An 18,239-nucleotide genomic window follows, 5' to 3' on the forward strand; every position below is an offset into this window, starting at 1 on the left:
CTTTCTCACCCGCCCGGGGCGGCGGCGCCGGGGGGGCGGGGGCGGGCGGGGGGGGGCCCCGCGGGCCGGGCCCCCCCCCCCCCCCCGCCGCCCCCCACGGCCAGTGGCCCCCGGTCGAGCCGTTCAGGCCGGTCAGGCCGGTCAGGCCGGTCAGGCCGTCAGCCGGTCAGGCCGTGCAGCCCTGCGCGGCCGGACCGGGGGCTCGTTCAGGCCCTGGGCGGCCGGCTCAGGGCCGGAGCTCCTGCGTGCAGCACTTCACGCTGCCGCCGCCCTTGAGTAGTTCGCCGAGGTCCAGGCCGATCGGTTCGAAGCCGCGGGCCCGCAGGGGTTCCAACAGTCCGGTCGCCGCCTGCGGGAGCAGCACGTGCCGGCCGTCCGAGACCGCGTTCATGCCCAGGACGGCCGCATCCTCTTCCGTGGCGATCAATGCGTCCGGGAAGAGCCGCCGCAGTACCGCCCGGCTGCCAGGGGAGAAGGCGTCCGGGAAGTACATGACCTCGTCGCCGTCGAGCACGCTCAGCGCCGTGTCCAGGTGGTAGTAGCGGGGGTCCACCAGGTCCAGGCCGATCACCGGCCGGCCGAAGAACTCCTGGGCCTCGTCGTGCGAGAGCGGGCTGGACCGGAAGCCCCGGCCGGCCAGCAGGTAGCTCGCGGTGACCGCGAAGTCGCCCTCGCCCTCGTTGATGTGCGAGGGCTCGTGGACTTCGGTGTAGCCGTGGGCCCGGAACCAGTCCAGGTGGGCCTCGGCCTCGGCGGCGCGTTCCGGGAAGGCGAACCGGGCGCCGAGGACCCGGCCGTCGACGACGGTGGCGCCGTTCGCCGCGAACACCATGTCGGGGAGGTCCGGGCGGGGTTCGAGGATCTCGACGGTGTGGCCGAGTGAGCGGTAGCGGTCACGGAGGTCCTCCCACTGGGCCAGGGCGAGGGGCAGGTCCACCGGTTTCGTGGGGTCCATCCACGGGTTGATGGAGTACGTGACCTCGAAGTGCACGGGTGGGCACATCAGGTACCGCCGGGGTGTGGCGACTCTGCGCAAAGAAGGCTCCTCACGAAGATGGTGAAGAGAATCGTCTCTCCTCAAGGGACACCACGCAGTGAACTGTTCGGGTGGTTTACCGGACCATGGAAGTACGAGTGTGCGGGAGCCGACATGGAGACGAGACGTCTCGGCTTGATACACTGAAAGAATGGGGAAGATTCCTGACGCTTCGCGTCGCAGCGACCGCTCCCGCCGGGCCATTCTGGACGCGGCCCTCGCCCTGGTCGGCGAGGTCGGCTACAACAAGCTGACCATCGAGGCCATCGCCGCACGGGCCGGGGTCGGCAAGCAGACCATCTACCGGTGGTGGCCGTCGAAGGCCGCGGTGCTGCTGGACGCCTCGCTGGCCCTGGCCGGGGACGCGGCGGTCGAGGGCGAGTGGACCGGGTTCCCGGACACCGGAGACCTGGCCGCCGACCTGAAGTTCGTACTGCGCGCCACCGTGGACGAGTTCAACGACGAGAAGTACGAGGCTCCGGCCCGGGCCCTCACGGCCGCCGGGGCCACCGACGCGGACCTGGGGGCCCGCTTCAACGAGCAACTGCTGGAGCCTCAGCTCGCGCTGTACGAGGAACGGCTGCGGGTGGCGCGGGAGGCCGGCCAGATCGCCGAGGACACCGACCTGCGGCTGGCGGTGGAGATGCTGCTCGGTCCGCTGACGCACCGCTGGCTGCTGCGGACCGCTCCGCTCACGCACGCGTACACGGACGCGTTGGTGGACCGGGTGTTGGGCGGCCTCGCGCCCCGGTGAGACCGCTCGGCGATGTGACGACGAAGGGCGGTGGAGGCGGTGGAGGCGGTGAAGGGCGGTGAAGCTCCGGTGAACGCCCGGTGAGCAAAGTCACCGCACCGCCCGCGCACCCTCCGGCCGGAAGCGTCTGGGCGATAACTATGGTTTTGTGAGGATTTAGGGCGGCCCTCGTCCCTACGGCCCGAGCCCCCGGTTGTGGAGTGCGGTCACCCGGGCCGCAGGATGGTGGGACGATGTGAGGGTCTGCCGGGGTTAACGGTGAGGTGAGGGGATACATGGGGTCCGAGTCCGGCCGCTTCAAACGCGGTGAGCAGAGCAGGATTTCCCAGTGGCTGCGCCGCCGGAAACCCGCGGCCGAGGACCCCGCACGCGAGCGCGAGGCGCTGCTGCTCGCCGTGGCCGCCGCGGGCCTGCCGCTCGCCCCCGCCGCCCATCCCGCCGGATACCGATGTTCGTGCGAACGCATCGGCTGTCCCACTCCCGCACGACATCCGCTGTCCTTCGCCTGGCAGACCCAGTCGACCACCGACCGTGCACAGATCGAGCGTTGGGCGCGCAACCAGCCCCAGGCCAACTTCATCACGGCGACCGGCATGCTCCACGACGTCCTGGACGTCCCGCTGGAAGCCGGCCGCGACGCGCTGCAGCGCCTGCTCGCCGCCGGCATCTCCGTGGGCCCGGTCGCCGAGTCCGGCGTCGGCGGTCCCGCCGGCCAGGCCCGGATGCTGTTCTTCACCGCGACCCGCGGCACCCCCGAGGACGAGGACGAGTGGTGGCCCTGCGAGCTGGACTGCCACCCCGAGACCATGGACGAGCACCCGGGCCTGCGCTGGCACTGCCGCGGCAGCTACGTTCTGGTCCCGCCGGCCGCGCTCCCCGGTGACCTGTCCGTCTCCTGGCTCCGCGGCATGGAGCACCCGCTCCCGGACCCGCTGACCCTGCTGGAGACGCTGACCGACGCGTGCGCCCTGTACGCGGGCAACGCCGACCACGACCCGGCCGCCTCGGTCGCCTGGCCGCTGAGCCGCTGAGCCGCTGAGCCGCTGAACGAAGGGGGCGGGCAGGGGGACAGCTCGGCGCAGCGGCCCCGCCCCGCCCCGCCACCCGCGAACCACCACACGCAACCCGCAGCCCGCCGGGCCGCGCCCGCCTCAGTGGATCTGGGTCACGACCACGTCCAGCGCCCACGCCTTCCCGGGCTTCGCCGGAGCATCGGCCTCCACCACGTACCCCAGGTCCCGCAGCGCCACCACCAGTTCGGCGGGGTCCGCCGGGACCGCCCCGGCCAGGAGCAGGTCCCGTACCAGCCGCCCCTTCGTCGCCTTGTTGAAGTGGCTGACCACCGAGCGCTTCTCCACCCCGTCGACGACCTGCGAGTGCAGCACCCGCACCGTCGCCGTCCGCCCGGCCGGCTCCCCCTTCGGCTTCCATGCCGCCGCGTACGCCGAAGACCGCAGGTCGAGGACCAGCCCGTCCCCGGCGGCTTCCGGCATGACCTCGGCCATCGCCGTACGCCAGTACGCGCCGAGCGCGCCCAGCCCCGGCAGCTTGACGCCCATCGAGCAGCGGTAGGACGGGATCCGGTCGGTGATCCGTACGGCACCCCACAGGCCGGAGAAGACCAGCAGCCATTCCTCGGCCAGCGCCCGAGCCGGCGCCGGCAGATCAGCCAGCCCCAGCGCGTCGTACAGCACGCCGGTGTAGATCTCCCCGGCCGGGCGGGCGGCGGCCGTACGCAGCTCCGCGTTCTTGGCGACCTCGCCGCGCAGGCCCTCGCTGAGGCCGAGCACCTCGCGGGCCTTGAGCTCGTCGCCCCCGCACAGGTCGACGAGTTCGTCGAGGACCGCGGCCCGCGCCCCGGCCAGCCCCGGCAGCGAGAGCCCTTCGGGCTTCAGGGGTGCGCCGGAGCCGCCGGCGGCCTTTCCTTCGGACGGCGGCAGCAGCACGAGCACGGTGGTTTCTCCTTCTTCGCGTACGAGCGCGGGGGTGCGGCCCCGACATGCCAGCGTAGGCCCTCCCGCGTGGTGCCCTTCCCCTCGTCCGGCCCCGCCCGGCCACCCCCGCCCCCGGACCGCCCCCGGGCCGCCCCCGGACCGCCCCCGGGCCGCCCACGGAGCGGCCTCGGCCCGGCCCCCGCCCGGCTGCGCCCGGCCCCCGCCCGGCCCGCTCGCCGCGCCGGTCCGAGGCCGCCGACCTACGCTCGGGACATGCCCCGTCACCTCATGCACATGTCCGACGCGGCCGAGGACGCCCTGCGCACGGCCCTGAAGCAACTCCGGAAGGAGCTGGAGGTCCCCACGGACTTCCCCGCTCATGTGCTCGAAGCGGCCGCTGCCGCCGCAGCCGCTCCCCGGCTGCCCGACAAGGACGCCACCCACCTGCCGTTCTTCACGATCGACCCGCCGGCTTCGAAGGACCTCGACCAGGCGATGTACCTGGAGCGGCGGCCCGGCGGCGGTTTCCGCGTCCACTACGCCATCGCCGACGTCGCCGCCTTCGTCACGCCCGGCGGCGCGCTGGACGCCGAGGCCCACGAGCGGGTCGAGACGCTGTACTTCCCCGACGGCAAGGTGGCCCTGCACCCCCCCGTGATCTCCGAGGACGCGGGCAGCCTGCTGCCGTACCGGACCGTCCCCGCCCTGCTGTGGCAGCACGACCTCGATTCCCAGGGCGAGGTCACGCACTCCGACGTGAGCCGGGCCCTGGTCCGCAGCCGGGCCAAGCTCGACTACGCGGGCGTCCAGCAGGACATCGACGCGGGTACCGCCGAGGAGTCCGTCCTCCTGCTGCGCGAGATCGGCGAGCTCCGGGAGGCCATCGAAGTCGCGCGCGGCGGCATCTCGGTGAGCCTGCCGGACCAGGAGATCACCCTCGACGACGGATCGTTCCGGCTGAGCTACCAGGCATCGCTGCCCGTGGAGGGCTGGAACGAGCAGATCTCCCTCATGACCGGGATGGCCGCGGCCCGGATGATGCTGGACAGCGGTACGGGGATCCTGCGGACCCAGCGGATGGCCAAGTCCAACGTGGTCGACCGTGTGCGCGCGATCGCCCAGAGCCTGGGGATCGACTGGCCGCACCACGTCTCGTACGCCAAACTGGTCCGCTCCCTCGTTCCGGACAACCAGAAGCACATGGCCTTCCTCAGCGAGGCCACCGCCATGCTGCTCAAAGCGGAGTACACGCCCTTCCGTGACCACCGCATCCCCGAGCACACCACCCACGCGGCGATCGCGGCCCCTTACACGCACTGCACGGCTCCGCTGCGGCGCCTGATCGACCGGTACACCGGTGAGCTGTGCGTGGCCGCCTGCGCGGGCCAGGCCCCGCCGGACTGGGTGCTCACCGCCCTGTACGGCCTGCCGTGCGACATGGCGCGGGGGAAGGGGAGCAAGGCGGACCGGCGCTCCGTGGACCTGGCGGAGGCCGCCGTACTCAAGGACCGGGTGGGCGAGGTCTTCGGCGCCACCGTCGTCAACACCGACAAGGAGTTCGGCGGGCCGCGCGAGGGCCAGGTGCACCTGGCGGACCCCGCCGTGCTGGCCAAGGTGAGGTCGACCCGCGATCTCGTGCTCGGCGAGAGCGTCCGGGTCACGCTCAAGCGGGCGGACCCGGCACATTCCGACGAGGACGACCCGGACAAGGTCCTCTTCACTCTGCCGTAGCGGCCTCCCGGCCGGCCCGCACCGCCGCGACGAGCGCGGCCGGGTCGTCGGCGTGGAAGCGCAGTGCCGTGGCCTCGCCGCGGGCGCCGAGCGGCCGGACGAAGGCCAGCGGCCGGGCCAGCTCCACCGTGACCGTGGTCTGGCTGCCCACGATCAGGTCCAGTACGCCGTCCTCGCCGAGGCGGACCAGCCGTCCCTCCGGGTAGCGCCGGTCGACCCGTACCGAGGCGATCGCGTCCGCCGGGACGTCCAGGTCGAACAGGGCCCCGTACCGCACCCGCAACGATCCGTCGGGACGCACCAGATGAGGCCGGGTCACGCAGGCGGCGTGCATCGCGAGCACGATCAGCACCCCGTACGCGTCGAGCACGAGCACCATCCGGTGTACCGCGGGCCACGGGATCAGGTACGCCAATGCCACGGTCTCGACGACCGACACGAAGAGGAAGCCGTACATCATGGCCGTCTGCGGCGAGGTGTACGGGGCGGCATGGTCCCCGGCCCGCACCCCGTGCCGGCGCCGCGCGATCCACAGCCCCAGCGAGGCCGAGGCCCGCAGCTCGTGCACCAGCAGCCGGCGCACCTGCACGGGCACCACGGCCCGCACGGCGGTCCGCGCCGCTCGCAATCCGCTCATCCCCGTCCCCTCTCCAGAAACGCTTCCATCACCCGGCGGACCACCTCGGCCTGCGCGGGTTCGTACTCGGCGAGCAGGGCCTCCTTGAAGCCCGGGGCCACCGGGCCGCCGCCGGCCGGGATCGCCGCGAACACCTCGTCCGGCACGGCCGCCACCAGGTCCTCGGCGAGCTCCGGGATGCGCGGGTCGTCGGCGTCCGCGCCGTGCAGTTCGTCGAGCCGCTCGTACAGGGCCAGCACGGCGGGGTCCTCGGCCAGCGGCCCCAGCGCCGCGTACAGCGCCTCGCCGCCGCCCGTCGCATCGAGCAGTTCCAGGTGCTCCCGGTCCTTGCGGGCCGTCGCCGACCCGGTCTCCGGCAGCCCGGCGAGCAGCGCGGCCAAGGCGGGCGAGAGCGGCTCGGCCTCCCCCGGCGGCGCGGCGAGCAGCGCCGCGAGCCGCCGCCGGCGCTCGCGGATCTCCGCCTCCTGCCGGGCCAGGTCGGCGTCCAGCTCCTCCAGTACGTCGGCCAGCTCGCGGCTGGCGTCGTCGGCGAGGACGTCCCGTACTTCGTCCAGGCTCAGCCCGAGCTCGGTCAGCCGGCGCACCCGGGCCAGCAGCACCGCGTCCCGGACCGTGTAGGCCCGGTAGCCGTTGGCTTGCCGCTCCGGCTCCGGGAGCAGTCCGACATGGTGGTAGTGCCGGATCGCCCGGGTGGTGACCCCGACGAGCGCGGCGATCTCTCCGATCCGCATGGGCCCAGTAGAAACGTTGCCGTTGCGTCAAGGTCAAGCGGCGGCGCCGTGCCGGGTAGCATGGTCGTTCGCAGAACAACGCGAGCGGACGGCCGCGTCAGGGTTTCGGCCCTGCCGAGGAACGTCCGGGCTCCACAGGGCAGGGTGGTGGGTAACGCCCACCCGGGGTGACCCGCGGGACAGTGCCACAGAAAACAGACCGCCGGGGGCTTCGGCCCTCGGTAAGGGTGAAACGGTGGTGTAAGAGACCACCAGCGCCTGGGGTGACCCAGGCGGCTAGGTAAACCCCACCTGGAGCAAGGTCAAGAGGGGCCGTCGTCTTCGGACGGCAGCCCTGCGCGGACGATCGAGGGCTGCCCGCCCGAGTTCGCGGGTAGACCGCACGAGGCCGGCGGCAACGCCGGTCCTAGATGGATGGCCGTCTCCCCGGCGACCGCGAGGTCACCGGGTGACAGAACCCGGCGTACAGCTCGGGTTGTTCTGCGCCAAGCGTGCCGAGGGCCCCGCACACCGTGTGTGCGGGGCCCTCGTCGTGTCCGGTCCGGGGTGCCGGCTCGGGCTACCCGGTCTCCGGGCTGCGGGCTCCGGGCTCCGGGTTGCCGGCTCAGCGGTCTCCCGAGCTCCGAGCTTCCCGGCCTCCCGGCCTCCCGCCTCAGCGGAGGTGGGAGGTGTCGTTCAGCAGGCGCAGCGAGGCGTTGCCGTCCGCGTAGTAGGCCACCGCCGACAGCGAGGCCGCGGAGAGCTCCATGCGGAACAGCGATTCCGGCGGGGCGCCGAGAGCGAGCCGGACCAGGGTCTTGACCGGGGTCACATGGGTGACCAGCAGGACCGTGCGGCCCGCGTGGGCGGTCAGCAGCCGGTCGCGGGCGGCCGAGACCCGGCGGGTGACCTGGCTGAAGCTTTCACCTCCGCCGGTCGGGGCGGCCTTCGGCGAGTCCAGCCAGGCCTGCAGGTCCGCCGGGTAGCGGTCCTTGACCTCGGCGAAGGTCAGGCCCTCCCAGGCTCCGAAGTCGGTCTCGCGCAGGCCGTGCTCGACCGTCACCGGCAGGCCGAGCCGGTCGGCGACCGCCTGCGCGGTCTCCCGGCAGCGGCGCAGCGGGGAGCTGATGACGGCCTGGACGGTGCCGCGGGCGGCCAGGGCCGCCGCGACGGCCTCGGCCTGGCGCCGGCCGGCCGGGGACAGCTCGGGGTCGGTGCCGCCGCTTCCGGAGAACCGCTTCTCCGGGGTGAGCGCCGTCTCCCCGTGCCGGAGCAGCACGAAGGTGGCCGGCGTTCCGAGGTCGGGCGTGCCCCAGCCGGCCGTGGGCGTGGGTGTGGCGGTGGGGGTTTCGCTGTCCGGGATCTGGGCCCCGGCGGCCCGGGCGGCCTCCCGGTCCCGGTCCGCTTCCGCGGCCGTGACCTGGCCGGCGGCCAGCGGGTCGGCCTGCCCGAACAGCGCTTCGCCCGCTTCGGCCGCGCGCGCGGCCCCGTCCGGGCCGAACAGCGCATCGGCCTGCACGGCCGTGCCCGCAGCGGCCCGCGTACGACCGGAGCCGGCCGCAGCCGCCGAACCGGCCGAACCCCGCGTACCACCGGAGGCACCGGCACCGGCGAGGGCCGCACGGGCCGCCGCCGCGCCCGCCGCGTGGTCGCCGGGCGGACCGGCCGGCGGCGGGGTGGCCAGGGCGCGGGCCGCGCCGCGGTCCAGGGCGGCGGCCGAGTCGGACGGCGACCACTGCCCGCCCCGCTTGCCCGCGTCCATCGCCTCGTTGGCGAGCCGGTCCGCGTGCTTGTTCAGCTCGCGCGGGATCCACTCGTACGTCACCTGGGAGCGCGGCAGGATCCGCGCCGCCTCGGCGGCCAGCGGCTTCATGTCCGGGTGCTTGATCTTCCAGCGGCCGGACATCTGCTCCACGACGAGCTTGGAGTCCATCCGGACCAGGACCACCGCGTCGGGGGACAGCTCGCGGGCCGCCTTGAGGCCCGCGATGAGCCCCTTGTACTCGGCCACGTTGTTCGTCGCGACGCCGATGAACTCGGCGCGTTCGGCGAGGGTTTCGCCGCTCGCCGGGTCCAGCACCACCGCGCCGTAGCCGGCCGGCCCCGGGTTGCCCCGGGACCCGCCGTCCGCCTCGACCACCAGCCGCATCAGATGCCCGAGTCGGCCGTACGGACCAGGATGCGGCCGCAGTTCTCGTGCCGGACGACCTTGTTCTTCGCCGCGGACTTGACCTCGTTGATCTCCGAGAGGTCCAGCTCCAGCTGGCAGCCCAGGCAGCGCTTCTGGTACAGCTTCGCCGCACCCACGCCGCCCTGCTTGGCGCGGATCTTCTCGTACAGGGCGATCAGGTCGGCCGGGATGGAGCCGACGACGATCTCGCGGTCCTTGGTGATGGAGGCGGCCTCGGCGTCGAGTTCGGCGGTGGCCGCGTCCCGGCGGGCCGTCGCGTCGTCGGCCTTGGCCTGCAGGGCGGAGACCCGCTCGGTCAGCTCGGCGACCCGCTCCTGCGCGGACTCGCGGCGCTCCATGACCTCCAGGACCACGTCCTCCAGGTCGCCCTGGCGCTTGGCGAGGGAGACGACCTCGCGCTGGAGGTTCTCCAGGTCCTTGGGGGAGGTGACCGCGCCGGAGTCCAGGCGCTGCTGGTCGCGGGCCGCGCGCTGGCGGACCTGGTCGACGTCCTGCTCCGCCTTGGTCTGCTCGCGGGCGGTGTCGCTCTCCTCGGTCTGCGCGGCGACGAGCAGGTCGCGCTGCTGGAGGAGGTCCTTGGTGAGGGAGTCGAGCTCGGCGTGCTCGGGCAGCGACTTGCGCTTGTGGGCGAGCTGCGACAGCCGGGTGTCCAGGGCCTGGACGTCGAGAAGTCGGATCTGGTCGGCGGGCTCGGCGTTCAGTTGGGGGCTCCAGGGATAGAGGGTGTGATGGCGGACGGCGCGTGGGCCGTCCAGGGGTCGGTGACCGTGCGCGAGACGTGGGTGCGCAAGCCCCAGCCGTGGCGCTCGGAGATCGCGTCGAGCTGGGCCGCGGCCTGCTCGCACCAGGGCCACTCGGTGGCCCAGTGGGCGGCGTCGACGAGGGCGAGCGGGCTCTGCTCGCGGGCCTCGGACACCGGGTGGTGGCGCAGGTCGGCGGTGAGGAAGGCGTCCACGCCGGCGGCCCGCGCCTGCTCGAAGAGGCTGTCGCCGGAGCCGCCGCTGACGGCGACGGTCCGGATCAGGGCGTCGGGGTCGCCGGCGGCGCGGATGCCCTGCGCGGTGGCCGGCAGCCAGGCGGCGGCCCGGGCGGCGAACTCGCGCAGGGTCTCGGGGTGGTCGAGTTCGCAGATCCGGCCGAGGCCCCGGCGGCCGGCCGGGTCGGTCGGGTCGGGGACCAGGGGTCCGGTGACCCTCAGGTCGAGCGCGCCGGCGAGGGCGTCGGAGACGCCGGGGTCGGCGGTGTCGGCGTTGGTGTGGGCCACGTGCAGCGCGATGTCGTTCTTGATCAGCGTGTGCACGACCCGGCCCTTGAAGGTGCCGGCCGCGACCGTGGTGGTGCCGCGCAGGTAGAGGGGGTGGTGGGTGATGAGCAGGTCGGCGCCCAGCTTCACCGCCTCGTCGGCGATCTCCTGTACGGGGTCCACGGCGAACAGGACCCGGGATACCTCGGCGTCCGGGTCGCCGCAGACGGTTCCGACGGCGTCCCACTGCTCGGCCCGGGCGGGGGGCCAGAGAGCGTCGAGCGCGGAGATGACTTCAGAGAGACGGGGCACGGGCCAAGGCTACCGTCCGCCGCGACCACCCGGCCGACCGCGCGCCCGCCCAAGGCCACGACCTCACCCGGCGTTGCCACTTCCGGTCCCGCCAGCGGCTGCCGAGGACCAGGTCGGGTGGGTGTGCCTGGCTCGCCTCGCCCTCAACGCCGCCGCGCCGCACAGCACATTCGCCTCCCCGCTCACCGGCGAACCGCGCGGCCGCCACCCTTATGTGTGAAGCGGAGGTGGTCGTTGTTGTTCGGCAGGAAGTGCGAAAACTAGCTTCCTCACCGGAGGTGAGGCAGAGATGACTGCCTGTGCTGTGGCTACTGCTGTGGAGACCCGTCCGGCGCCGTTCACGATCACCGCGGACGGGTCGTACGCCGCCCGGCTCGCCGGGGCCGGGGAGGCCCGCTACCCGGAGCGCTGGACCCTCGACGGACCGGAGCCCTACGCGGTGCCGCTGCCGTTGGAACAGCCCGAGGAAGCGGACAGCGAAGTGCTGCCGCTGGCCGACGGGCGGGTGCTGATCCACCGGCGGGTGGCCGACCGGCACGCCTTCGCCCTGCTCTACCCCACCGGCCCGCGGACCGGTGAGCTGCCGCTCGGCTCGGTCCAGGCCGCCGAGGGCCTGCGGGTGTACCTGCTGCCGCCGTCACCGGACGGCCGGAGCGCCTACGCCCTCGCCGTGACCGGGGGAGGGACGGAGGGCGCAGGGGAGGGCGGGACCGGGACGGCCACCGTGGTGTGGCGGGTGGCCGGCGGCAGGCCGGGCGGCCCGGAGCGGGTCGCCCGGATCCCCGGCCGCTGCACGGGCGGGGTCTGGCTGGACCGGACCGGCCGGCTGCTGGCCCTGGACCGGGAACAGGACGGCCGCACCAAGGCCGTCGCCGTGGACCTGGGGCGGGCCGGCGAGATCTCGCCGCTGCTGCAGATCGCCGAGACCAGCAACGACCGGCTGCTGCTGGCCGACCCGGACAGCGGGCTGCTGCTGATCCGCTCGGACGCGCCCGGCGAACAGCGGCTCGGCTGGGGGGTCCTGGGCAGCGCCCGGCCGGTCCGCTTCCCCGACTGCCTGCGGGCCGAAGGGGCCACGGCGGTGCCGTTCGCGGTGCAGCCGGGTCAGGCCCTGATGCCGGAGAGCTGCGCGGTCGCGCTACGGCTCACGACCGCGCCCCAACAGCCCGGCGGCGGCACCGGCCTCGGTGGCACCGGCTTCGGCGGCACCGGCGAGGCGCTGGCCCTGTGGCGCCCCGCCGACCGGCACGTCTTCCGGCTCGGCGGACCGGCCGGCTGGCTCGGCGGAGCGGGCCTGTGGACCCGGGAGGGGCGGCTCAGACTCCCGTACGCCACCCCGGAGGTCCCCTGCGGGGTGGTCGGCCTGAGCATCCCCCAGGCCCCGCCGCCCCCCGTCCGCCTCGCCCCCGAACCGGCCCCGGCTCGCCCGATCCCGCTGCAACAGGCCCCGCTCGCCCCCCGGCGATAGCCGCCCCACCCCGGGTGGCGCCTCGACCTAGTCGTGTTTGAGGCCCAGTACCTCCACCGCGGCGAAGGTCTCCCCCGCCGGGCGGGAGTCGTAGTGCGGGGTGAGGACCTCGTCCAGCTCCTCGAAGGAGAACGCCTCCTTCGAGGTGTCGAACTTGGCCGCCACCCTGGGCCGTTCCATGACCACCACGATCCCGCCGTGCACCACGAACAGCTGTCCGTTGGCCTTCGCCGAGGCCGGCGAGGCCAGGTAGCCGACCAGCGGGGCCACGTGCTCCGGGGCCAGCGGGTCCAGCTTGCCCTCCTCCGGGACCTGGAAGCCGGCGAAGACGTCCTCGGTCATCCGGGTGCGGGCCCGCGGGCATATCGCGTTGGCCGTGACCCCGTACTTCCCCAGGGCCAGCGCCGTCGAGGTGGTCAGGCCCACGATGCCGCCCTTGGCCGCCGCGTAGTTCGGCTGGCCGGCCGATCCGCCGAGGAAGGCCTCGGAGGAGGTGTTGACGATCCGGCCGTACACCGGGCCGCCCGCCGCCTTGGACCGCTCCCGCCAGTGCGCCGACGCGAAATGCGTGGTGTTGAAGTGGCCCTTGAGGTGGACCCGGATCACCGAGTCCCATTCCTCCTCGGACATCGAGAAGACCATCCGGTCGCGCAGGATGCCCGCGTTGTTGACCAGGATGTCGAGCTTGCCGAAGCTGCTCACCGCCAGCTCGACCAGCTCGCGCGCCTGATCGAAATCGGCCACGTCACCGAGGTGCGCCACCGCCTGCCCGCCCGCCGCCCGGATCTCGGCGGCGACCTCCTCGGCCGGCGCGGCCGAGGCCTCCCCGGAGCCGTCCCGGCCGGGCTGGCCGAAATCGTTGACGACCACGCTCGCGCCGAGCCGGGCGAGCTCGACCGCCTCGGCCCGGCCGAGCCCGCGGCCGGCGCCGGTGACGACGGCGGAGAGTCCTTCGAGTGGCAGTGCCATGAAGCCGGTTTCCTCTCTCAGAGTTCGATGCAGGTGCGCAGGGCCACGCCGGTGCGCATCTGGTCGAGCGCGTCGTTGATCTCGGGGAGCTGTACGCGGTGGGTGATCAGGCCCGCCAGATCGATGCGGCCGGCCCGCCACAGCGAGATGGTCCGCTCGTAGGAGCGCAGGACGTCCCCGCCGCCGTACATGGAGGGCAGGATCCGCTTCTCGTCGAAGAACAGCGAGAACATGTTGATCTGGAAGTTGTCGTCCAGCGCGCCCGCGCCGACCACGCACACCGTGCCGCCGCGCCGGGTCATCTCGTACGCGGTCTGGGTGGTGGCGGACTTGCCGACCACCTCGAAGACGTAGTCGAAGCCCTCGCCGCCGGTGATCCGGTTCTTGGCGTCGCCGAAGGCGTCCGGGGCGACCGCCTCGGTGGCACCGAACCGCAGCGCCGCCTCGCGCCGGGAGGCGACCGGGTCGACCGCGATGATCTGGGAGGCGCCCTGCACCTTGGCGCCCTGGATGACGGAGATCCCGACCCCGCCGCAGCCGATGACCGCGACGCAGGAACCGGCTTCCACCTTGGCCGTGTTGATGGCGGCGCCGAGCCCGGTGGTGACACCGCAGCCGATCAGTGCGGCGATGTCGAACGGCACGTCGTCGGGGATCGGTATCGCGCACCCGGCCGGGACCACCATCTCCTCGGCGAAGGTGCCGGTGCCGGCGAAGCCGAAGATGTCCCCGCCGGACCGCCGGAAGTTGGGGGTGGCCACGTTCGCGAAGCTCTCCAGGCACAGGTGGCCCTGGTTGCGCTTGCAGGCCGGGCAGTGGCCGCAGGGCGGCAGCCAGCAGACCAGGACCCGGTCGCCCTCCTTGTGCGCGGTCACCCCGTCACCCACGTCGGTGATCACACCGGAGCCTTCGTGGCCGGGGATGAAGGGGGCGGGCTGCGGCAGCACGCCGTTCATGGCGGAGAGGTCGGAGTGGCACAGCCCGGTCGCCTTGATCCGGACCTTCACCTTGCCGGGGCCGAAGCCCACGGTCTCCATGTCGTCGACGACTTCGAGCTTGTCCTGGCCGATCTCGCTCTGCAGTGCTGCGCGCACGGTGCGGCTCCTTCTGTCGGTCTGGCGCGGTGCTTACGCGTGTTCGACGACGGTGTCGGCGAGGACCGGCGCGTCGTCCCGTTCGACGGCGGTCACCGACACCTGGACCCGGCCCTCCTCCTGCCACATGCGGATGCGGAGGGTCTCGCCGGGGAACACGATCCCGGCGAAGCGGGTGCGATAGGCGCGGACCCGGGACACGTCCCCGTCCAGGACGGTGTCGACCACGGCCTTGAGGGTCATGCCGTACGAGCACAGGCCGTGCAGGATCGGCTTGTCGAAGCCCGCCAGCTTGGCGAACTCGGGGTCGGCGTGCAGCGGGTTCCAGTCCCCGGAGAGCCGGTAGAGCAGCGCCTGCTCCTCGCGGATCAGCCGCTCCTCGGTCCGGTCGGGCGCCCGCTCGGGCAGCTCGGCCTTGGCGGAGGGCCCGCGTTCTCCGCCGAACCCGCCCTCGCCGCGTACGAAGATCTGCGCGTCGGAGGTCCACAGCGGCCCGTCGGCGTCGGCGACCTCGGAGCGGAGCACGATGACGGCCGCCTTGCCCTTGTCGTAGACCGCGGCGACCTTGGAGCTGGAGGTGGCGTTCCCCTTGACCGGGATGGGCCGGTGCAGCTCGATGGAGTGCCCGCCGTGCAGCACGGCCGCCAGGTTGACCTCGATCCCCGGTGCGCCCAGCCCGCCGAGCATGGCCATCCCGGCGCCGGCGACGGTCGCGAAGCTGGGCAGCACATGGAGCTTGGATTCGAGGGTGTAGCGCAGCTCGTCGGGGTCGGTGGCGGGGCGGCCGGCCCCCAGGCCGAGGTGGTAGAGCTGGATGTCCTTGTGGTCCCACTCGATCTCGCTGCGGCGAGGTTCGGCGGCAAGGGCCTTTGCGGCATCGATCGGCATGAGGATGCTGCTCCTTGTTCCTTTGGAAGACCCCGGCGCGACCGTCCGCACCGTCGGCCGCACCGAGGTCGTATGCGGACCGGAGTCGGCGGACGCGTTCTAGAACGCGTTCTATCTGCTCCGGTGAGGGAATGTATAACGCACGCCCCGGTAGTTGTGAAGACTCCTGACGTCATGTCAGATCAGGCCGTCGGCGCGGTCCTGACCTACCCTGACGACGTGGACGAAATGCCCCGGGACCACCGTCCCGCCAAGTCCCTCCGGGTTCTGCTGGTCCCGCCCGACCCGGCCCTGGCGATACTGCTGGGACTCCAGCCGGACATCGAGGTGGTGCCCTCACTCATGCAGCGGCCGCAGGTGGCCCTGGTCGACTCGGTGGCCGAGGCCGCCGCCATCGCCGCGGAAGACCCCGAGTGCCGGTCTCTGGTGGTGACGGGCTCGGCCCACCCGGGCATGGCGGAGGCGGCCCTGGCCGCCGGCGCGGCCGGCCTGGTCCTCCGCGACGGGCCCGCCGAGGACCTGGCGGCGGCCCTCCGCCTCGCCTCGATGGGCGAGACGGTCATCGATCCCGCGCTGGAGGCCTAGCCTTCCTACCAGAGCTCTTTCCGGGTCCGATGCCCGCTCGCGTCGTAGAGGTCGACGTAGTCGAGGTACTGGCCCGGCTTCGACATCGCTATCAACCACTGGTGCGCGGAATGGGGCACCGTGTGCAACGTGGGCTCGCTCGTGGTGCCGTCCTTCCACGTGATCACCGCACGCCGCACCTCTGGCTTCAGCCGACCCACGTGCAGGTTGTACAACAGGTGGAAATAGCCGTCGGGACGCTTGGCTTCGAGGCCCCCCCACCGGAAAACCATGCCTTCCGGATCGGGCATGACGGCCTCGGGGCCAAAGTGGAGCCGGTTGAACTGGTCATAGTCTCCCGACCCTTGGAAGACGACATAGGTCCACGGCCACGGACCGTCCTTCAGCCCGAACCAGCCAGGGGGCGGCGTCACTACCCCCCCGCTCCGAAGACCGCCCTTAAACGGCGTGCGAGACATCGTGATCTCGGCCCGGAAAACGTTCCCGTCGATCTCGACGGTGCCGAGGTCAGTGGTGACCTGATCACCCTCCGGCGGCTGAGGTGTCTGGACCACCTTGGTCGCCCGGTCCTCCCGCGCCACCGACACCGCCACCCCGCCCAACGGGACCAGCACCGCCAAGGCCAGCGCGCCCGTCAGGAGCGATCTCCGGGTGCGACGCCGGCGGCCGCCCCGTATCACCGCGTCCACCGGCACCGGTCCCACCGACACACCGTCGGCGGCTTCGGCCAGGCGCGCGGCCACCTCGTCCTCGACACCGGTCGTCTGCATCGCGCTCCCCTCTCCGCCGCTCATCGGTCGACCACCGCCGCCAGCGCGGGTATGGCCCGCAGCTTGGCGATCCCCTTGGCCGCATTGCTCTTGACCGCGCCCACCGAGCACCCCATGGCCTCGGCCGTCTGCGTCTCGCTCAGGTCCTCCCAGTAGCGCAGGACCACCGCCTGCCGCTGCCGCAGCGGGAGTTCGGCCAGCCCGCGCAGCAGCGCCGCCCGGTCATCGGCCTGCGCCATCCGGTCACCGCGGTCGGGCCTGTGGGCCAGCTCCCCCAACGGACTCCCGTCCCCGCCCGGTGGCGCCAGATCCTCTCTGAGCCGCCGGCGGAACCTCCGCGCATGGGTGTTGGTCACCACACGCCTCACATAGGCGTCCGGATCGTCCGCCTGGCGCACCCTGCGCCACGCGGCATACACCTTCTCCATCGACGACTGGACCAGGTCCTCCGCCGCGTACTGCTCTCCGGTCAGCAGGTATGCCGTCCGCATCAGCCTCGGCCACCGGCTGGTCATGAAGCCCTGGAACTCCTCGTCCATGGCCTGCTTGCGTCCCCCCATGATCTCCACCTCCTACTTACCGGAGTCCGCGAGCCTCCCCGATCGTTGCCTCCCTCCGCAAACACGCCGACGGCCCGCCCCCGGCCGGAGCCGGGAGCGGGCCGTACTGCGGGAAACCGCAGGCATACTGCGGGAAACCGCAGGCCAGGGGGCTACGCGCGCCGCAGCAGCGTCACCACCGCCGCGCCGCCCAACCCGATGTTGTGGGCCAGCCCCACCCGCGCGCCCTCGACCTGGCGCGGCCCGGCCGCGCCCCGCAGCTGCCACACCAGTTCCGCCGCCTGCGCCAGGCCGGTCGCCCCCAGCGGGTGGCCCTTCGAGATGAGTCCGCCCGACGGGTTCACCACCCACCGGCCGCCGTACGTCGTCGCGCCCGACTCGATCAGCTTCCCCGACGCGCCCTCCTCGCACATGCCCAGCGCCTCGTACGTCAGCAGCTCGTTGACCGAGAAGCAGTCGTGCAGCTCGATGACGTCCACGTCCTCGATGCCGAGCCCCGACCGCTCGTACACGGCGCGCGCCGCGGCCGCCGTCATCGGCTTGCCGACCACGTCGATACAGGAGCCGGAGGAGAAGGAGTCGGCCGTGTCCGTGGTCATCGACTGGGCGAGGATCTCCACGGCCTTGTCGTGCAGCCCGTGCTCGACGACGAACCGCTCCGACACCACCAGCGCCGCCGCCGCGCCGTCCGAGGTCGGCGAGCACTGCAGCTTGGTCAGCGGCCGGTGTATCTCCTTCGCCGCGAGGATCTCCTCCACCGTGTACACGTCCTGGAACTGGGCGTTCGGGTTGTTCGCGGAGTGCCGGTGGTTCTTCTCCCCCACCGCCGCCAGCTGCGCCGCCGTCGTCCCGTACCGGTCCATGTGCTCGCGCGCCGCGTTCCCGAAGATCTGCGCGGTGGGCGGGGACATCTCGAAGCCGTGCCCGGACGCCATGATCCCGTAGTGCCGCGCCACCGGCGACGTCTTGAAGTCGCCGCCGTCGGCGCCGCCGCCCAGCGCCCCGCGCTTCATCTTCTCGAAGCCCAGCGCCAGCACGCAGTCGCTGATGCCGCCCTCGACGAACTGCCGGGCCATCATCAGCGCCGTCGACCCGGTCGCGCAGTTGTTGTTGACGTTGTAGACGGGCACCCCGGTCAGCCCCAGCTCGTACGCGGCCCGCTGACCGGCCGTGGAGGCCTGGAAGCAGTAGCCGACCGGGACCTGTTCCACCCGGTCGTACGGCACTCCCGCGTCGGCGAGCGCCGCCGTCCCCGCCTCCTTGGCCATGTCCCAGTACTGCCAGTCCCGCGACTCCGGCTTCTCGAACTTCGTCATGCCGACGCCCACGATGTACGACTTCATCCCGCAACAGCTCC

18 protein-coding genes and 1 other RNA gene are annotated in these 18,239 nt (G+C 72.9%); 6 read left to right on the top strand and 13 right to left on the bottom strand.

Features of this window, described 5'->3' with window-relative positions:
• Positions 1 to 226: 226 nt before the first annotated feature.
• Complete coding sequence (ddaH, locus tag AB0447_RS32385) at positions 227 to 1,036, bottom strand: dimethylargininase (RefSeq protein ID WP_366480449.1); 810 nt, start codon at positions 1,034 to 1,036, stop codon at positions 227 to 229.
• Between the two features lie 151 nt (positions 1,037 to 1,187).
• Between ddaH and AB0447_RS32390 the strand changes: the two genes are divergently transcribed.
• Positions 1,188 to 1,790: a TetR/AcrR family transcriptional regulator gene (locus tag AB0447_RS32390; RefSeq protein WP_366480450.1), complete on the top strand. Its 603-nt coding sequence runs from the start codon at positions 1,188 to 1,190 to the stop codon at positions 1,788 to 1,790.
• A 275-nt stretch (positions 1,791 to 2,065) separates the two neighbouring features.
• Entirely contained in the window at positions 2,066 to 2,821 is a 756-nt protein-coding gene (locus AB0447_RS32395) for a bifunctional DNA primase/polymerase (protein WP_366480451.1), read from the top strand.
• A gap of 120 nt (positions 2,822 to 2,941) precedes the next feature.
• Here the strand turns inward: AB0447_RS32395 and yaaA are convergent, their stop codons facing one another.
• A complete protein-coding gene (gene yaaA / locus AB0447_RS32400; protein WP_366480452.1) occupies positions 2,942 to 3,742 on the bottom strand; it encodes a peroxide stress protein YaaA in 801 nt (266 codons plus the stop codon).
• 255 nt (positions 3,743 to 3,997) lie between these two features.
• Here yaaA and AB0447_RS32405 point away from each other — a divergent pair, with 255 nt between their 5' ends.
• On the top strand, positions 3,998 to 5,455 hold the full coding sequence (locus tag AB0447_RS32405) for an RNB domain-containing ribonuclease (RefSeq protein WP_366480453.1): 1,458 nt from the start codon (positions 3,998 to 4,000) through the stop codon (positions 5,453 to 5,455).
• On the opposite strand, the gene AB0447_RS32410 is transcribed toward AB0447_RS32405, so the two are convergent.
• Together AB0447_RS32410 and AB0447_RS32415 are read right to left on the bottom strand one after the other, a co-directional pair.
• Entirely contained in the window at positions 5,442 to 6,092 is a 651-nt protein-coding gene (locus AB0447_RS32410; protein ID WP_366480454.1) for a hypothetical protein, read from the bottom strand. The genes AB0447_RS32405 and AB0447_RS32410 overlap by 14 nt on opposite strands.
• Complete coding sequence (locus tag AB0447_RS32415; protein WP_366480455.1) at positions 6,089 to 6,823, bottom strand: MerR family transcriptional regulator; 735 nt, start codon at positions 6,821 to 6,823, stop codon at positions 6,089 to 6,091. The genes AB0447_RS32410 and AB0447_RS32415 overlap by 4 nt, the downstream gene beginning before the upstream one ends.
• Positions 6,824 to 6,899: 76 nt before the next feature.
• Here AB0447_RS32415 and rnpB point away from each other — a divergent pair.
• Positions 6,900 to 7,305, top strand: an RNA gene (gene rnpB, locus AB0447_RS32420) — RNase P RNA component class A.
• 170 nt (positions 7,306 to 7,475) lie between these two features.
• On the opposite strand, the gene AB0447_RS32425 is transcribed toward rnpB, so the two are convergent.
• From AB0447_RS32425 to AB0447_RS32435, 3 genes are read right to left on the bottom strand one after another with little or no spacing between them, the layout of a single operon-like run.
• Positions 7,476 to 8,954 (bottom strand): bifunctional RNase H/acid phosphatase, encoded by a 1,479-nt coding sequence (locus tag AB0447_RS32425; RefSeq protein ID WP_366480486.1) that lies wholly within the window; start codon positions 8,952 to 8,954, stop codon positions 7,476 to 7,478.
• The gene (locus AB0447_RS32430; protein WP_366480487.1) at positions 8,951 to 9,694 is read right to left on the bottom strand and encodes a C4-type zinc ribbon domain-containing protein; all 744 of its coding nucleotides are present in this window, start codon (positions 9,692 to 9,694) and stop codon (positions 8,951 to 8,953) included. Before AB0447_RS32430 ends, AB0447_RS32425 begins: the two co-directional genes overlap by 4 nt.
• A complete protein-coding gene (locus AB0447_RS32435; RefSeq protein WP_366480457.1) occupies positions 9,691 to 10,548 on the bottom strand; it encodes a Nif3-like dinuclear metal center hexameric protein in 858 nt (285 codons plus the stop codon). The genes AB0447_RS32430 and AB0447_RS32435 overlap by 4 nt, the downstream gene beginning before the upstream one ends.
• Positions 10,549 to 10,837: 289 nt before the next feature.
• Between AB0447_RS32435 and AB0447_RS32440 the strand changes: the two genes are divergently transcribed.
• The gene (locus tag AB0447_RS32440; protein WP_366480458.1) at positions 10,838 to 12,016 is read left to right on the top strand and encodes a hypothetical protein; all 1,179 of its coding nucleotides are present in this window, start codon (positions 10,838 to 10,840) and stop codon (positions 12,014 to 12,016) included.
• Positions 12,017 to 12,043: 27 nt separating this feature from the next.
• Here AB0447_RS32440 and AB0447_RS32445 read toward each other — a convergent pair whose 3' ends face one another.
• The 3 genes from AB0447_RS32445 to AB0447_RS32455 are packed head-to-tail and all read right to left on the bottom strand — an operon-like array spanning position 12,044 to position 14,967.
• The gene (locus AB0447_RS32445; RefSeq protein ID WP_366480459.1) at positions 12,044 to 12,985 is read right to left on the bottom strand and encodes a 3-oxoacyl-ACP reductase; all 942 of its coding nucleotides are present in this window, start codon (positions 12,983 to 12,985) and stop codon (positions 12,044 to 12,046) included.
• A 17-nt stretch (positions 12,986 to 13,002) separates the two neighbouring features.
• On the bottom strand, positions 13,003 to 14,079 hold the full coding sequence (locus AB0447_RS32450) for a Zn-dependent alcohol dehydrogenase (protein WP_366480460.1): 1,077 nt from the start codon (positions 14,077 to 14,079) through the stop codon (positions 13,003 to 13,005).
• A gap of 33 nt (positions 14,080 to 14,112) precedes the next feature.
• Complete coding sequence (locus AB0447_RS32455) at positions 14,113 to 14,967, bottom strand: MaoC/PaaZ C-terminal domain-containing protein (protein ID WP_366480461.1); 855 nt, start codon at positions 14,965 to 14,967, stop codon at positions 14,113 to 14,115.
• A 228-nt stretch (positions 14,968 to 15,195) separates the two neighbouring features.
• Between AB0447_RS32455 and AB0447_RS32460 the strand changes: the two genes are divergently transcribed.
• Positions 15,196 to 15,552, top strand: a complete 357-nt coding sequence (locus tag AB0447_RS32460) for a DNA-binding response regulator (protein ID WP_366480488.1) — start codon at positions 15,196 to 15,198, stop codon at positions 15,550 to 15,552.
• Between the two features lie 5 nt (positions 15,553 to 15,557).
• Here the strand turns inward: AB0447_RS32460 and AB0447_RS32465 are convergent, their stop codons facing one another.
• The 3 genes from AB0447_RS32465 to AB0447_RS32475 all read right to left on the bottom strand — a co-directional run bounded on the left by AB0447_RS32465 (position 15,558) and on the right by AB0447_RS32475 (position 18,225).
• Positions 15,558 to 16,322 carry a hypothetical protein gene (locus AB0447_RS32465; RefSeq protein WP_366480462.1) on the bottom strand — a complete coding sequence of 255 codons (765 nt, stop codon included), beginning with the start codon at positions 16,320 to 16,322 and terminating at the stop codon, positions 15,558 to 15,560.
• 20 nt (positions 16,323 to 16,342) lie between these two features.
• Positions 16,343 to 16,882 (bottom strand): SigE family RNA polymerase sigma factor, encoded by a 540-nt coding sequence (locus tag AB0447_RS32470; protein ID WP_366480463.1) that lies wholly within the window; start codon positions 16,880 to 16,882, stop codon positions 16,343 to 16,345.
• A gap of 152 nt (positions 16,883 to 17,034) precedes the next feature.
• Entirely contained in the window at positions 17,035 to 18,225 is a 1,191-nt protein-coding gene (locus AB0447_RS32475) for a lipid-transfer protein (protein ID WP_366480464.1), read from the bottom strand.
• Positions 18,226 to 18,239 lie beyond the last annotated feature (14 nt).

Origin of the sequence: Streptomyces sp. NPDC051211 (assembly GCF_040689505.1) — a bacterium.
Classification (GTDB): Bacteria; Actinomycetota; Actinomycetes; order Streptomycetales; family Streptomycetaceae; genus Streptomyces.